Consider the following 16078-nt stretch of genomic DNA (forward strand, 5'->3'; position numbering starts at 1 on the left):
TGGTCCTATATAAATCCTTGATGCTCATCCCGTTATGGGGATGGCTGAGTTCGCAATCAAGGGGTTACTCAATCTTCTTCTTGTCGCTGTCATTGGCCAGTGGATGGTGTTCCAGAACCAATTCGGCCAACCGCTCGTCCAGCACATGGGTGTAGATTTCGGTCGTGGCGACGTCCGCATGACCCAGTAGCGTCTGAATGGAACGCAAGTCGGCGCCGTTGGCCAGAAGATGCGTGGCAAAGGCATGGCGCAGGGTATGGGGAGTGACTTTTTCAGGCGAAACACCGCCCTCAACGGCAAATTCTTTGATGAGCAGATAGAACCGATGCCGTGTCAAATGCCCTAGCTTGCCACGCGAAGGGAACAGGAACTTGGATCGGCTGCCGCCTTTGGCGACGGCCTTGTCCTCGGTCTCGTCCCGTGCGGCCAACCACAGGGTCAGCGCGTTTCGGGCCGGGGGCGACAGCGGAACCATGCGTTCCTTGCCACCTTTGCCCAGGATTAGCAGCATGCGAGGATCACCCCGCGCGGACGAGGCGGGCAGGGAAACCAGTTCGGTCACGCGCATACCGGTGGCATAGAGCAGTTCCATCAAGCAAACGTTGCGCAGCCGGTCGTGCAGGGTGCGGCCTGAATTGCGCGCAGCATCCAGCAGACGGTCGACCTCGACTACCTCAAGCGTCTTGGGCAGGCGCTTGTCCCGGCCCGGTCCCTTGATCTGAATCGCAGGGTTGTCGGATCGCCAACCTTCTTCAAAAGCAAAGCGATAGATCTGTTTGATTGCCGACAACCGCCGCGCGCGGGTCGATTTGGCCAAGCCTTGCGCGTCGCAATTGATCAGATAAGCCTCGACCAGTTCCTGGTCTGCGGACGCGAAGTCGCGCTTACGGTGTTCGATCCAGCCCGCAAAGTCCTTGAGATCGCGGCCATAGGCCAACAACGTGTTTGTTGCAGCCCCCAATTCGGCAGCTTGCGCTTCGAGGAAGCTGGAAATCCATTGGTCGGATGTAGCAGGTGCAGGCATGGTGCTATCCCCGGCCCAAGAGCATCAGTTGCAAAGCCGCCCGGCGCGCCGTGTCCTCCAACCCCACCGATCGGAACGTAGCCAGCGCCGACGTCAGGTCCGCCTGATTGCCACGAGCGCCGCGAATGAACAGGTCCATCGCCATCAAGATCCCTTCACCCAAATGACCGCTTTCGATGGTGCGTTGCACGTCCATTGGCAGTTCTGGATTATCGGCAAATCCGTCCGAAATCGCCTGCGACTGTTTGTTCGGCGCAAAGGCGCGCCCTGGGTCACCTTGCGCCAGGGCGGCCAGGAAGGTGTGCATCTGCGAGTTGCTGGGCGGATTGCGCGCAGCATCTTCATATGTGTCAGCCAGCAGGCGAATGCGCCAGGCCAGGCTTGCGGCGTCAGGATCGGATAGCCGCTGGGTCGCCAGTTGATCGGCGAACAGGTCGGCAAAGGCGACCTCGAGCTGTACATCCTTCATTGCCTTCCAAACAGTGCTGAGTGCCTTGCCAATGGCGACCTCATTGCCGGTGCTCAGCGCCGTTTCAAATCTCTGCACGGCGCGCACCCGGTCCCAAACACCACCCGAGGCGGCGGCCTGCCGGTCGGTATAAAGCCCCAGCAGATGGTTGGGGGTCAAAGCACCTATGCGGGTCAACCGCTCAGCGGCCTCCAGCTGCGCCTTCCACCCAGCAATGTCACGCAAGTCGGCAGTGGCAAAGGCGCGTGGCAAAGACGCGGTTGGCAAACGCTCGCCAATCGTTTCGAACAGGCGAAAAGTCAGCGGGTCTGGCCTTTGTGGTTGTGGCAGGGGCGGGGCACCCTCAAAGATGTCAGGGCTTAGAAACCGATCAAGCAGCGCCAGCTCTTCGGGTGGTAACAGTTCCAGCGCATGGGCGGTTTCCAGTGTCAGCACAGCTGATTGCCAATCGCCCAGACGGGCCTTGCAAAAGATCTGGTGGCGGTAATCGTTGGACAAGTAGGGCGCCGCGATCAACGCCCCGCAAGCGCGATCTTCGTCTCCGGTAAGCAGCGTGGCGTCGAACCAGCGCTGAAACCGGTCCTTGGTGTCGGTGGGCCCCGCCAGTTGCACCAGGGCTTGTGTCGGATCGACAGCACCCAATTGCATCAATCGATTCAGACGGGCCAACAGCATGGCCTCGCCCGCAGCGGCGCCTTGGGGAGCGCGCGTTTCGGATAGCAGTAGGGTAAAAAGAAGCGTCTGCATTGCCGGGCTACCGCGCACGTTGATGCGGTCGATCATCTCGGCCAGCCGTTCAGGATCACTGCCCGACCACAGATCAACTGGCAAGCCGGTCACGTTTGATGCAACAAGCCCCAAGGGGGGTGTCAGCGCCTCAAGCGGCGTGGTTTCGATTTCGGGACCAAGACCAGATTTGGATACCGGCGGCTCAAGCAATACAGTGCCCGGCAGGTTCACCGGGGCAGTTTGTTTCAACCAATCGATTGCGGAAAGCGGTTGCTGGGCCAAACCGACGGCTGGAACGCAAAACAGAAAAAGGAAAACGCTAGTCCGCATTCAATATCACCGGTTGCGTTATCTCGGACTGTGGCGCCGAAAAGTCGACGCCAAAGAAGGGGCCAACGTAAGCATATCCTACCAATCCGATTACACACAGACACAGGACATACACCAGAAATTTGATCAAGCGACCCATTACGCCTCGCAGCCTCAATTTGTTCTTTTGACCAAGTTATAACTGGCCTTTTTCACAAGATCACGTCATTCACTGAAGAATGAGTGAAATTGAGCATAACACGGCCCATAGCCCTGCAAATAACCTTGGGGACAACGACCTTAAAGTCAGGAAAACCATAGTCATGGTGGGCATGATGGGTGCCGGCAAAACGGCAGTGGGGCGCGCTTTGGCCGTGCGGTTGGGGGTTCCTTTCCTTGATAGCGATGCCGAAATCGAATCAGCAGCCAACATGTCGATACCTGAGATTTTCGAGCGCGATGGAGAGCCATTCTTTCGCGCCAAGGAAAGTCAGGTGATCGGGCGGTTGCTGGAAGATACGTGTTGCGTGCTCTCGACTGGTGGTGGGGCGTTTTTGTCGCCCGAAAACCGCGCAATGATTTCCGAGCGTGGCGCGTCGGTCTGGCTTAAGGCCGATCTGGACGTGTTGTGGAACCGGGTCCGGCACAAGGACACGCGCCCGCTGCTGCGCACATCTGACCCGCGTGCGACGTTGCGCGCCTTGTACGAGGCGCGCGTACCGCTTTATGCGCAGGCAGATCTGATTGCCGTTTCTGATGGCGAGGCGTCGATCGAGGAAATGGTGGATCGGGTGATCGAGGTTTTGAAAACCCGCCCGGATGTTGTCGAGCAAGGATAGAAGTTGATGCAGCAAGTGGTACATGTCGATCTGGGTCAACGGTCTTATGATGTTCAGATCGGGCCAGGCCTGATTGATCAGGCGGGTGACTGGATCGCGCCGCTGCTAACGCGCCCGCGTGTTGCTGTGTTGACGGACGAAAACGTAGCGGAACTGCATTTGGACGCCCTGCGTCAAGGTCTGGCCAAGGCCGGGGTTGAAATGGTGTCGCTTGCGTTGCCTGCGGGGGAAGGCACCAAGCGTTGGCCGCAATTCACCCGAGCCGTCGAATGGCTGCTGGAACAAAAGATCGAACGCAACGACATCGTTGTCGCCTTTGGCGGCGGGGTCATTGGTGACTTGGCCGGGTTTGCAGCGGCTGTACTGCGGCGTGGGGTGCGGTTTGTGCAAATCCCAACTTCGCTGCTGGCTCAGGTCGACAGTTCGGTTGGCGGCAAGACCGGCATCAACGCGCCTGCGGGCAAGAACTTGATTGGTGCGTTTCACCAACCTTCTCTGGTGCTGGCCGACACGGCCGTTCTAGGTACGCTCACAGCGCGGGATTTCCTGGCCGGCTACGGCGAGGTTGTGAAATATGGCCTGCTGGAAGACGCTGATTTCTTTGACTGGTTGGAACATCAAGGCCCTGTGCTGGCTGCCGGTGATATGATCGCTCGGGTCGAGGCCGTCACACGCTCGGTCCAGATGAAGGCCGACATCGTCTCGCGTGACGAGACAGAGCAGGGCGAGCGTGCGCTGCTGAACCTTGGGCACACCTTTTGTCACGCGCTTGAGGCGGCGACGGATTATTCCGACCGGCTGCTGCACGGCGAAGGCGTGGCCATCGGCTGTGCCCTTGCGTTTGAACTGTCGTCCCGTCTGGGCCTGTGCTCGCAAGAGGATCCAAGCCGCGTGCGTGCCCACCTAAAAGCGATGGGAATGAAGACCGATCTGGCCGACATTCCCGGAGAGCTGCCAAACGCCCAAGCATTGGTCGATCTGATGGGGCAGGACAAAAAGGTGGTTGATGGCCAGCTGCGCTTTATCCTGGCACGCGGGATTGGCGAGGCGTTTGTGACTGCGGATGTGCCGCCCGACGCGGTTGTTCAGGTGCTCGAGGATGCACTGGCGACTGCCTAAAAAGTTAGCGCCCTTTTATGATCATCAGCTCGCCAACATTCTCACGCGTGATATAGCCAATCAGCTGCCCGTCAGGGGTGCAGACGGCCACGGCGGCGGCACCTTCGTGCAGCGAGCCAAGTACAGCCTCCAATCCGGTGGTCAGCGGCACACGCGGGATATTGGTGTCGATGATCTCACGCACGGATGTGTTGCGCGGGGTGTCCTCGGCCAGCACTTGAAACAGCCGCTCACGAGTGACGAACCCCAACAGATAACCCTGATGGTCAACCACTGGAAACTCATGCTGGGTTGTGCGGATCACCGCATCTGCGGTGGTGGTCAGAGTGTCATCCGGGCTTAGCCGCTCAAAGCTGGTGATCATGGCGTCGCGTGCCAGCAACCTGCGCGAGATCGAGCGCATGGCAACGTCCTGATTTTCGGCATTGGCCGCGACGAAAACAAAGACCGCAATCAGCACGAGCACTGGATTGCCGGTCATCAACCCGCTGAAACCCAACAGCACAGCCACTACCTGGCCCGCGATCGAGGCGATGCGCGTGGCCCGCACCCTGTCCATTGTTAGACAAAGAAAGGCGCGAAACACCCGGCCACCGTCCATCGGAAAGGCGGGGATCATGTTGAAAATGGCCAAAAACAGGTTCACCACCGCCAGCCGCGACATGAAATCCGCAGCCGGGGTGTCAATGTTGTTGAGCGTGTCGAATTGAGGCCAGGCCCCCAGCAAGATCAACACGCCCCAGATCACAACGTTCACCGCAGGACCGGCTAGCGCGACGGCGATTTCTTGCGCTGGTTTCTCAGGCATCCGTTCCAGCCGAGCCAGACCGCCGATGGGCAGCAACGTGATGTCCGGTGTCTTGACCCCATAGCGCCGCGCCATCAGGGCATGGCCAAACTCATGCGCCAGAACACATGCAAAAAGGGCCAGCACAAAAGCGATGTTTTCAATCGCCCCTGGCCAGCCCTGATTTGAATAGGCCCGCAGGCCAACCCATGCGAGCAAAAGGAAGAAGGTGACATGTATCCTGAGGTCCGAGCCCAAAAGGCGTCCCACAGAAAAGGACCATGTCATGCGCGTCCTCCTAGTGCGTCATTAGAACGGGATCTCGTCGTCGTCGATGCTACCCGATGCTGGTCCACGACCGCCGCCGCCACCTTGGCCACCTTGATTGCCGCCACCATAGGGATCGCCGCCACCCGCAGGGCCGCTGTCATAGCCGCCGCCACCGTAACCGCCACCTTGGCCGCCGCCGCCGCCATAGCCGCCGCCACCACCACCACCGCCGCCTTCGCCACGACCGTCCAGCATGGTCAGGGTCGAACCGAAGCCCTGCAACACAACCTCGGTCGAATAGCGGTCCTGACCCGATTGGTCCTGCCATTTGCGGGTTTGCAGCTGCCCTTCGACATAAACCTTTGACCCTTTTTTCAGATACTGCTCGGCGACGCGCACGAGACCCTCGTTGAAGATCGCGACCGAGTGCCACTCGGTCCGTTCACGGCGTTCGCCGGTGTTGCGGTCTTTCCAGTTTTCTGAGGTTGCGATGCGCAGATTGCACACCTTGCCGCCGTTCTGGAACGACCGCACCTCGGGGTCGCGGCCCAGGTTGCCGATGAGAATGACTTTGTTGACTGAGCCAGCCATGGTTTTCCCCGTGTTGTTTTTGTCTGCGTAAACCGAATCTGTTTCGGTTTGGTCAACAGACCCTATACGGCCTGCAACGTGGTTAAAACATCCGATCCTGGGCTGAAGCCCCGCAGATTCCCGCCCACGGGTCGCTGCTACTAAGGCAATGCTTTCAATCGTGCTAAAATACCCTATATTCCCGGTCGAGGTTGAACGATCAGGACAACAACAACATGCGCAGGCTTGGCCTTGGGATTATGGTTGTTTCGATGGGACTGACATCAGTTCCCGTCCACGCCGACATGTTTTCCAACAAGAACCGTCGCGACATTTTTCGCAATCAAGCCAAGCTGCTCGATACCCGCGGGGCCAGCCAGTACGAAAATTCCACACGGCTGAAACCGCCAAGTGCTTATGGCACCTTTGACAAACGCTATACCGGCAAATATCGCGGCGAATACATGGATATGGCGCGCAAAGCTGCACGCCGTCATAATGTCCCCGAAGAGCTGTTTCTGCGTCTGGTGCAGCAGGAAAGCAACTGGAACCCTCATGCGAAATCGCACAAGGGGGCCTTGGGGCTGGCGCAATTGATGCCTGCCACGGCCCGGTCGCTGGGGGTGAACCCCAAGGACCCGTATGAGAACCTTGATGGCGGGGCGCGGTATTTGTCGCGCCAGTACCGCAAGTTTAAATCCTGGCGCCTGGCGCTGGCTGCTTACAATGCAGGCCCCGAGGCGGTTGAACGGCATGGCGGCGTGCCGCCTTACAAAGAAACAAAGAATTACGTTAAAAAGATCTGGGGCAGCTGAGGCTGCGTGACTCTTTTCTGACAAAAACACATGGGAATTGCGCTGGATCAAGTTCCGGCTTAAGGGCCTGGGGCTAATTGATCTGGCCTGACCTATCGGAGCCCTCTGCATGTCCCTGACCCGTTTCAGCTTTGCCACTGCTATATCCGTGGCTGTGTTCCCATTGCAGGGCGCAACCGCGCCGTTCGACAGCATCGAGGCCTTGGGCGAGGCGCTGTTTTTCGACACCAACCTTTCGGCCAATCGCACACAAAGTTGTGCCAGCTGCCATGACCCCGAGGCGGGGTTTGCAGACCCGCGCGATACGGACGCAGGACAGGCCGTTTCACGTGGGGATGATGGGGCGTCTTTAGGGGACCGAAATGCACCGACAGCAAGTTATGCCGCGTTGACGCCTGCGTTTCACCTGAATGAAGAAGGTGAGTGGGTCGGTGGCATGTTCTGGGACGGGCGCGAGCCTGATCTGGCCGGGCAGGCGGGGGGGCCGCCCCTGAACCCGATCGAGATGGGAATGACGGACAAACCGGCAGTCGCCATGCGTCTGGCTGAAAATGCAGGGTACGTCTCCGCGTTTCAAAACCTGTTTGAGGTGGACATCATCACCCAGCCCGATCAGGCCTTTGGGGCTATGACACAGGCCATAGCGGCCTTTGAAGAAACCGAGCAGTTCGCGCCCTTTGACAGTAAATATGATCGCTACCTGCGCGGAGAAGTGGACTTGAGCCGGGACGAAGAGTTGGGTCGCGTGCTCTTCTTCTCGGAACAGTTCACCAACTGCAATCAGTGCCACCAATTGAAGACCAGCCCGTTGGACCCGGCCGAGACCTTTACCGATTATACCTATCGCAACATCGGCGTGCCTTCGAACCTGACCGCACGGGCCGTGAACGGCACGGCAAAGGACACCCAGGATCTGGGGCTTCTGGCAAACCCCTTGGTGGATGACCCGGCGCAGGGTGGCAAGTTCAAGGTACCTACGCTGCGCAATGTGGCCGTCACAGGTCCCTACATGCACAACGGAGTGTTCACCGACCTACGCACGGTCATTCTGTTTTACAACAAATACAACACCAAGGCCAAAGCGCGCCAGATCAACCCCGAGACCGGCGAACCCTGGCGCTGGCCCGAAGTGCCGCAGAACTTGGCGGTCAAGGAGTTGACCCAAGGGCCGGCCCTGGACGATCAACGCATCGACGCCCTTGTGGCGTTCCTGAAAACGCTCACGGACGCACGCTACGAACCGCTGCTGGAAGCGCGCTAGGCCAAACCGCAGAACAGCATACACTTTGCGTGATTGCTGCTTTTGCGCGGGCCTAGGTTGGAGGAGTTAGAAAGCCTCAACGTTCACAGGTCCGGCAATGTCTCACGTTGTGCCGAGTAGTTCAGTCGAACTGCTGAAGAATTGGCGGATGTCTCGGATTGCGAAGAGCCACGAGCACGGTTGAAATAAAAACAAACGGCTTGCCTAAGACAGACAAGCCGTTTGCAGTTGGGTTGGAATTTGGGCGTTATTCTGCTGCGATCTTGATCACCGGTTGCATCTTTTCCAGCGTCTCGTCGCTCAGATGACATTTGACCTGATGCCCGTCGGCCAATGTCCGCACCGGTGGAACCTCTTTATCACACAGACCACCCCCCACTTCGGATTTCCAGCGGCACCGCGTCTGGAATGGGCAACCCGGAGGCGGGTTCATGGCCGACGGAATATCACCATCGAGAACGATATGCTCTTTCTCGATCGAGGTGTCGGCGATGGGCACGGCCGAAAGCAATGCTTCTGTATAGGGGTGATAGGGCGGGCTGAACACCTGATCGGTGGTGCCCAGCTCGACGACATGGCCCAAATACATGACCATCACCCGATCCGACAGATAGCGCACAATCGACAGGTCGTGGCTGATAAACAGCAACGTCGTCTTGTGCTCGCGCTGGATTTCCATCAACAGGTCCGTCACGGCCGCCTGCACGGACACGTCCAGCGCCGAGACGGGTTCGTCCGCCACCACAATACGGGCGTCCCCGGCAAAGGCGCGGGCAATGCCAACACGCTGCTTTTGACCACCGGACAGCTGTCGCGGCATTCGGTCTGCAAAGGCGCGCGGCAGTTTCACCAGATCCAACAGTTCCAACATGCGCTGACGGCGCTCGGCTTCGGACTTTCCGATGCCAAAGATTTCCAGCGCACGGATGATCTGCCGCCCGACGGTCATCGACGGATTCAGCGTGTCAAACGGGTTCTGGAACACCATCTGAACCTCGCCAACGGTCTTGGCGTCACGCTCTTCGATGGGCAGGCTTTCGATGTTGCGATTGTCCAGCAGGATCTGGCCATCGGTGGCCGTTTCAAGCCCCATTAGGACTTTGGCAAACGTCGACTTGCCACAACCGGATTCGCCAACGATGGCAAGCGTCTCAGATTCGCGTGCCTCAAACGACAGGGTCTCGTTGGCTTTGACCACCTTCTTTTCCCCGCCTCCGAACAGGGCATTGGCTGCCACCTCATAATATTTCTTGAGGTTGTCCATCTTCAGGACGACCTTGCCGATCTCACCCTTCTTCTTCTGCTCGGCCAGTTCCAGCGGTGCGTTCCAATCGATCTCCTGGAATTTCAGGCAGCGGGTGTGATGACGGTCATTGCCCGGTACAGGATCCATCGGGATATCCTGAGCATCGCAACGCCCCTCTTCAAAGTAGTCGCAGCGCGGGCCAAAGTTGCAGCCGGGTGGGCGCTCATGAGGCAGGGGGAAGTTGCCAGGAATGGCGATCAGCGGGCGTGCATTCTTGTCGGCCCCTGGCAGCGGGATCGAGCGGAACAGCGCCTGTGTATAGGGGTGTTGCATTTCGTCGAAAACATCCTTAATCGAGCCGCGCTCGACCGCCTCGCCGGAATACATCACACACAGCCGGTCACAGGTTTCCAGGATAAGCCCCAAGTTGTGCGAAATGAACAGCATCGAGGTGCCGTATTTCTTGCCCAGATCCCTGACCAATTCAACCACGGCGGCCTCGACCGTCACGTCCAAGGCGGTCGTGGGTTCATCCAGAATTAGCAGGGCCGGCTTAGACATCAGTGCCATGGCGATGACGATCCGCTGCTGTTGACCACCCGACAGCTGGTGCGGGAACGAATTCAACATCCTCTCGGGGTCGGGCAGACGCACATCCGTGACCACATCCAACGCGCGGGCGTACGCCTCGTCCTTGCTCACGCCCTCGTGAATCATCGGCACTTCCATCAATTGCTGGCCGATCTTCATCGCGGGGTTCAGGGATGCCATCGGCTCCTGATAGATCATCGCTATTTCGTTGCCGCGAATATCGCGCAACTCTTCGGCGCTCATTTCCGCCAGATCGCGGCCTTTGAACTTGATCGTGCCGCCAACGACACGGCCGTTCTTGCCAAGATCTTGCATCACACCAAGCGCCACAGTGGATTTGCCGCAACCTGATTCACCTACAAGACCGACGGCCTCGCCGGGTTGCACCGCGACCGAGAAATCCATCACAGCGGGGATTTCCCGCAGGCGGGTGAAGAATGAGATGGACAGCTTGTCGATCTCCAGGATCGGGCCGTCGTAGTCCGCCATTTTGTTCATCTTGTATCTCCTCGCGAGAGTCCGGGAATCCCCTTCATCTGGCTAAAAATATCCCGGGGGGTCCGGGGGGCTGGCCCCCCGGCCTCGATCACATCAGTCCTTAAGACTTTCTTCGCGCAGACCATCTGCCAGCAGGTTCAGGCCCAACACCAGGCTCAGCAACGCAAAGGCAGGTGGCAGAGCAGGGTGCAGGTAGATCGACAAGAGCTTGCGGCCCTCGTTGATCGTCGAGCCCCAGTCCGGGCTTTCCGGCGGCAGACCCAGGCCAAAGAAACCCAAGGTTCCCAGCAGGATCGTCGTGTACCCGATACGCAGACAGAAATCGACAATCAGCGGGCCGCGTGCGTTGGGCAGGATCTCCCACAGCATGATGTACCACGGACCTTCGCCCCGGGTCTGTGCGGCGGCCACATAGTCGCGGGTTTTGATGTCCAGCGCCAGACCGCGCACGATGCGGAACACCGTGGGCGAGTTGACGAAGACCACCGAAACAAAGACCACCAGAATACCGCCGGGAATGTCGAACGGATCAAGCACCGTTGGCAAGCCGGGAATGGTCGTCTGATCGTTGTTGATCACATAACCTTTGGTTGAAATCAGCGCCAAGTACAGCCAGATCGCCAATCCAAGTACCCCGGTCAACAGCGGCGTGCGAAAATTGGGACGTGTGTAATAGCGCGAGTTCAGCAAAACCGCGATGAACACGATCGGGAAGATGAACAGCACGGCCGCCATATAGTTCGGCACACCGGTCGCGATGATTTCAGGCGTCACCAGAAGGTAGAACAGCAAGATCACCGGGAAGGCCAGGATCAGGTTTGCCAGGAACGACAGGAACGTGTCCAGACGACCGCCATAGTATCCTGCAGGCAGGCCAAGAGTGATGCCAACCATAAACGCAAACAGGGTGGCCAGCGGTGCGATCTGCACCACGATCCAGGCGCCGCTGACCATGCGGCTAAAGACATCGCGCGCCAGGTTGTCGCCGCCCAGCAAGTACCAGGCATACTGCCCGTCCTCGATATTGCGCAGCGGTGTACCCGGTACCTTGTTCTTCATTCCTGACACCTGCGACAGAGGATCATGGGTGACGATCATATCCATTGCGCCAAAGATGCCGACAAAAACCCAGAACATGACAATGCCAAAACCGATCATGCCAATGGGGCTGTCATAAAGTTTGCCATAAAGCCCAAGCCGACGTTTGAAGGCCATCGACAGTGCAAACAGCAGTATCAGAGCGACCCAAACGGACGAGAACTGATAGGAAATTGCACCAACGATGCCCGCGTTTGTACCCATCACCACGCCAAGCAGAAGGTATGCCAGAACAACCGCAACAAGGGCGTAAAAGACATACAGGATGCCCGTTTTGACAAGCTCATTGAACGCAGCAGGTCCGGATAACGTGGCTGTGTCGCCTTCGATGTTTATCACTGACACCGCGTCAAGAAGACCGATTGCGATCCAGACGGCAATTGCAACTGCCAGCGCTGCTATGATGATCATCAGGACGGGGTTGAGGAAACTGATCGAGCCAGTCCAGGTAAGTGGTTCCATATCTCGACCCTCCCTTATGAAATGCGAATGCGCGGGTTGAGGTAGACATAGCCGATGTCCGAGATGAGCTGCGTGAACAGCACCACAAAGACCGATACGACTGAAATCCCCAACAAGAGCTGGATGTCATTGTTGCCCGCGGCCTGAACCAGTGCCCAACCGAAACCTTTGTAGTTGAACAAGGTCTCTACGATCACCACGCCGTTCAGCAGCCATGGGAACTGCAGCATGATGACGGTAAAGGGCGCGATCAGCGCGTTGCGCAGGGCGTGTTTCATCACGATGTTCGGGAATGAAACGCCTTTGAGCCGTGCGGTGCGGATGTATTGCGCGGTCATGACCTCGGTCATGGAGGCGCGGGTCATCCGGGCGATATAGCCCATGCCATAAAGCGAGATGGTCAGCACCGGTAGAAAGAAATTCTCAAACGTCGGGTTATCCATTGCCGAAGTCGCCGTGCCCTTGAACCATTTCAGGCCCACCGTGGACGAGGTGAAGATCGCAATGAAGATAACGCCCGAGACATATTCCGGTGTTGCGGTCGTGATGATCGAGAAGGTGGACAGCGAACGGTCCAGTATCGAACCTTCCTTCATCCCGGCCAACACGCCCACGATCAGGGCTGAAGGGACCATAAGGACCAGAACCCAGAACATCAGGTAACCTGTGTTGCCCAAACGTTTTGAGACGATGGCGCCCACATCATCCTTGAAGACTGTGGATTGGCCCCATTCGCCTTGCAGCACCCCACAGAAATTGGGGGCATCTTCAGGCGCTATGCCGGGTCGGATACAGTTGCCAACCACTTGGCCGTCGCTCAGCGTGTTGGTAAAGCCGGGCGCAACACCCAGCCACTGGCCGTATTTTATCAGCAACGGCTGTGAATAACCCCTGTTTTCCAACCAGTTGGCGACTTGCTCGTCGCTCATGCGCTGGTTGCCTTGGGTCTTGGCCAGTTTTTCAAGGTTTGGATAAAGGTTGGTCAGAAAGAAGACCACGAAAGTAAGGCAAAGCGCTGTTAACAGCATAACGCCAAACCGTCGGAGTATGAACAGTCCCATGATGGCCCCTGTCGGTCAGGTCTATCCGCAGTACAGTTTTGGACCATTGTCTGGCCTCTGACACCGGTGCTTGGCACTCGGCTGTCTGCGGCTGGATAGGGGGGCCGAATGTCGGCCCCCCAATTGGGAGATTTTTCAGGCGGTCAGCTTAGGCTGCCCAGCCGTATTGATAGAGGTGCATCTCGAACGAGACGTGCATGTCGGTGCCAACCAGACCCTCTTTCATGTGGCGATAGAGCGAACGCCAGTATGGCTGAACGGTCACGCCCTCTTCCTGGATCAGCGCCTGACCACGGGCCGAGACTTCGCGGCGCTTGTCTGCGTCCGCAATGGCCAACGCTTCGGTCAGGATGCCGTCGAACTCTTCGTTGGCCCAGCCAAATTCGTTCCAAGCTTCACCAGATTTATAGGCCAGCGCCCAGATCTGCACGCCCAACGGACGGTGGTTCCAGTTGGTCGAGCTGTAAGGATACTTGGCCCAGTCGTTCCAGAAAGTGTTGCCCGGTAGAACGGTCCGCTTGACCTTGATGCCTGCGTCACGCAGCTGCGCGGCGACGGCGTCGGTGGTGTTGCGGCGCCAGTCGTCGTCGATCGACAGCAGCTCGTGCTCGAAATCGGCCATACCGGCCTCTTCCATCAGCTTGCGCGCGCCTTCGGGATCGACCTTTTGGGGCGGCAGTTCGGCGTACTCGGGGTGAATTGGACCAACGTGGTGGTTTTCGGCCGGTTCGCCGCGGCCACCAAAACCCAGTTCCAGACAGATCGAGTTGTCGACAGCCATCTGCAGAGCTTGACGAACGCGTTTGTCCGCGTAGGGCTTCATGCCATCCACTTCGGCCAATTGGTTCGGGCGGATCACGATCGAATTCATGGTGACAACTTCGGACTTCACATAGCCCAGGCCGTCCATCACGTCGACGAATTCGCCAACCGATTCATACAGCATGTCGACTTCGTCGGATTCCAGCGCTGCCAGCCATGCCGACGGGTCGGTGCCGTAGTCGATGAATTCGATCCGGTCGAGCGGCGGCTTGCCAAAGACATCGTTACCCCACCAGGTGTGGCCTTCATTGCGAACCAGTACCGATTTCACGCCAACTTCGAGCGATTCCATCGAATAGGGACCGGTGCCGACATTGTTCAGCAAGTCGTTCTCGCTAAAGCTATTGTGAACGATGGCGGCCGGATAATCGGCCATGCCGGGGATCAGCGAGATGTCGGACGCGGGTAGGTTCAGCTTGACGGTGTGGCTGTCGACAACTTCGATGCCACCTTCGATGGCCTGACCGGTCTCGGTGTCGACGAGCGTCGCGAAACGACCGGCCATCGAGTTGGTTTCCGAACTCTTGTCACACCAGCGAGCAACGTTAAAGGCCACGTCTTCGGCGGTAAAGTCGTCACCGTTGTTCCACTTGACGCCCTTGCGCACGTTCAGCGTATAGACGGTCGCGTCTTCGTTGACTTCCCAGCTTTCCAGCAGCATGCCGTTGAACGTACCGTCCGAGTTGTATTGGACCAGGTACTCCAATGCGCCGCGGCTGAAGTTGGCGATTTGCGACCAGTCATAGGTCCGAGGATCCTTGAGCGCGCGCACTTCCATCTGGATGCGCAGCGTGCCGCCTTCTTTGGCTGCTCCGGCAGCTTCGGCAGGCGCAGACAACCCAATCAAGCCATAGGCAGCGGCGGCAGTGACGCCAAGGCCGGTGGCACGGGTCAGGAACTCACGACGGTTGAGTTTACCGTCGCGAAATTCTTGTGCATGCATTTCGGCGGCCCAATGTACGGGTGCACCTGTGAGTGTTTTATGTGTCATCTAATTCTCCCTGTGACGCATTTTTGTTGTTGGAAGCTCACACGACGCGAACCGGCGAACGGCGCGGTTCTGCGTCGTGGATGTATCTGTCGTGGAAGTGGCAATTCCCCATGCACGTCATTCCGCACCAGATTTCGGGATACGTCAATGTTCTCTTTCGTCATTCCGAGGTAAAAAAACGACATTTGGTCGGTAAAAAAACGACTTGTATTTTGCGGCGATTCCTTAACTGCACGCTGGGTCAATCTTGATCGTGCGTCGAAGTGCAGTTGGGGACTGGCCCGTGTGCTGCTGCACAAAGCGGGTGAAATACGCCGCACTGCCAAAGCCCAGATGCTGTGCGATGTCCTGCATCGAAACATTCGTCGCCCCAAGCAGCTGATGGGCCGCATGTAGGATTCGCCCAGTCAACAGCGAGGCGGCGGTTTCGTCGGTTTCAGACTTGCAGACGCGAGTCAGATGCGTGGGAGTCACCCCAAGGGCCGCTGCGTGATCAGCCATGGTGCGCCCTTCGGCAAAGGTGGTCACAAGCTGTGCGAAAAACCGGCGCGTCAATCGCCGCGATGCAGGTTCGCGTCTGGAGGTTGGGCTACTCTCGATGTTGCGGCGCAACCAAATGCCCACCAGATCACAAGACGCAAGCATAGCACTTTGTGACAAGGGCTTCTCAGAGGTCTGCTCGCGCATAATCGCTTCAAGCAGGCCGGTCATCTCTGCCTGCACAGTGCCGTCTCGCACCCGCAAATGCAGCGGTGTTTCTGGCAGTGTGAGCGTGTTGCCCGGCGGGATCAAGAGAACGTGGCCTAGGGCCTGCCGACCCGTCGAAACGCTCATCAGATTACGAGAGGGAACAAACAGGGCGTTGTGTGCGCCAAGCCCGACTTTGACCCCATCCAGCAGAGCAGTGCCCTGTCCCCGTGTGATCCAGACAAGCGTATGTTCGGACCGGTCGTGCGGCAGTTCAAGCTGCCAACGCCCGGCTTGTGTCATCTGCGCCAAGGATCGCAAACGGATCAACGGCGACTCGATCGGATCAAAAGTCATCAATTAGGAAATTCAGAAATCTGCCCCATTTATTGACCGTGAACTACAACATGGAAAATGTGAGGAATCAACG

13 protein-coding genes are annotated in these 16078 nt (G+C 58.0%); 4 read left to right on the plus strand and 9 right to left on the minus strand.

Going from position 1 to position 16078, the window contains the following annotated elements; genetic code table 11:
- Window positions 1–64: 64 nt before the first annotated feature.
- A complete protein-coding gene (locus G6R15_RS05250) occupies window positions 65–1024 on the minus strand; it encodes a tyrosine recombinase (protein WP_164658712.1) in 960 nt (319 codons plus the stop codon).
- Window positions 1025–1028: 4 nt separating this feature from the next.
- Complete coding sequence (locus tag G6R15_RS05255) at window positions 1029–2552, minus strand: hypothetical protein (RefSeq protein WP_164658713.1); 1524 nt, start codon at window positions 2550–2552, stop codon at window positions 1029–1031.
- A gap of 218 nt (window positions 2553–2770) precedes the next feature.
- Here G6R15_RS05255 and G6R15_RS05260 point away from each other — a divergent pair, with 218 nt between their 5' ends.
- Both G6R15_RS05260 and aroB read left to right on the plus strand, forming a co-directional pair.
- On the plus strand, window positions 2771–3370 hold the full coding sequence (locus tag G6R15_RS05260; RefSeq protein ID WP_164658714.1) for a shikimate kinase: 600 nt from the start codon (window positions 2771–2773) through the stop codon (window positions 3368–3370).
- Between the two features lie 6 nt (window positions 3371–3376).
- Window positions 3377–4489 (plus strand): 3-dehydroquinate synthase, encoded by a 1113-nt coding sequence (gene aroB, locus G6R15_RS05265; RefSeq protein WP_164658715.1) that lies wholly within the window; start codon window positions 3377–3379, stop codon window positions 4487–4489.
- 4 nt (window positions 4490–4493) lie between these two features.
- Here aroB and G6R15_RS05270 read toward each other — a convergent pair whose 3' ends face one another.
- On the minus strand, window positions 4494–5564 hold the full coding sequence (locus G6R15_RS05270) for a site-2 protease family protein (protein ID WP_164658716.1): 1071 nt from the start codon (window positions 5562–5564) through the stop codon (window positions 4494–4496).
- Window positions 5565–5585: 21 nt separating this feature from the next.
- A complete protein-coding gene (gene ssb / locus G6R15_RS05275; RefSeq protein WP_164658717.1) occupies window positions 5586–6137 on the minus strand; it encodes a single-stranded DNA-binding protein in 552 nt (183 codons plus the stop codon).
- Between the two features lie 215 nt (window positions 6138–6352).
- Between ssb and G6R15_RS05280 the strand changes: the two genes are divergently transcribed.
- Both G6R15_RS05280 and G6R15_RS05285 read left to right on the plus strand, forming a co-directional pair.
- A complete protein-coding gene (locus G6R15_RS05280; protein ID WP_164658718.1) occupies window positions 6353–6931 on the plus strand; it encodes a lytic transglycosylase domain-containing protein in 579 nt (192 codons plus the stop codon).
- A 109-nt stretch (window positions 6932–7040) separates the two neighbouring features.
- On the plus strand, window positions 7041–8192 hold the full coding sequence (locus G6R15_RS05285) for a cytochrome-c peroxidase (RefSeq protein ID WP_164658719.1): 1152 nt from the start codon (window positions 7041–7043) through the stop codon (window positions 8190–8192).
- 247 nt (window positions 8193–8439) lie between these two features.
- Here G6R15_RS05285 and G6R15_RS05290 read toward each other — a convergent pair whose 3' ends face one another.
- From G6R15_RS05290 to G6R15_RS05310, 5 genes are all read right to left on the minus strand, one after another.
- Complete coding sequence (locus G6R15_RS05290; RefSeq protein WP_164658720.1) at window positions 8440–10527, minus strand: ABC transporter ATP-binding protein; 2088 nt, start codon at window positions 10525–10527, stop codon at window positions 8440–8442.
- Between the two features lie 93 nt (window positions 10528–10620).
- Window positions 10621–12087 carry an ABC transporter permease gene (locus tag G6R15_RS05295; RefSeq protein ID WP_164658721.1) on the minus strand — a complete coding sequence of 489 codons (1467 nt, stop codon included), beginning with the start codon at window positions 12085–12087 and terminating at the stop codon, window positions 10621–10623.
- A gap of 14 nt (window positions 12088–12101) precedes the next feature.
- A complete protein-coding gene (locus tag G6R15_RS05300) occupies window positions 12102–13148 on the minus strand; it encodes an ABC transporter permease (RefSeq protein ID WP_164658722.1) in 1047 nt (348 codons plus the stop codon).
- Window positions 13149–13296: 148 nt separating this feature from the next.
- Window positions 13297–14961 carry an ABC transporter substrate-binding protein gene (locus tag G6R15_RS05305; protein ID WP_164658723.1) on the minus strand — a complete coding sequence of 555 codons (1665 nt, stop codon included), beginning with the start codon at window positions 14959–14961 and terminating at the stop codon, window positions 13297–13299.
- Window positions 14962–15186: 225 nt separating this feature from the next.
- Window positions 15187–16005 carry a helix-turn-helix transcriptional regulator gene (locus G6R15_RS05310; protein ID WP_164658724.1) on the minus strand — a complete coding sequence of 273 codons (819 nt, stop codon included), beginning with the start codon at window positions 16003–16005 and terminating at the stop codon, window positions 15187–15189.
- Window positions 16006–16078 lie beyond the last annotated feature (73 nt).

Source organism: Tropicibacter sp. Alg240-R139 (assembly GCF_900537075.1).
Taxonomy (GTDB): domain Bacteria; phylum Pseudomonadota; class Alphaproteobacteria; order Rhodobacterales; family Rhodobacteraceae; genus Falsiruegeria.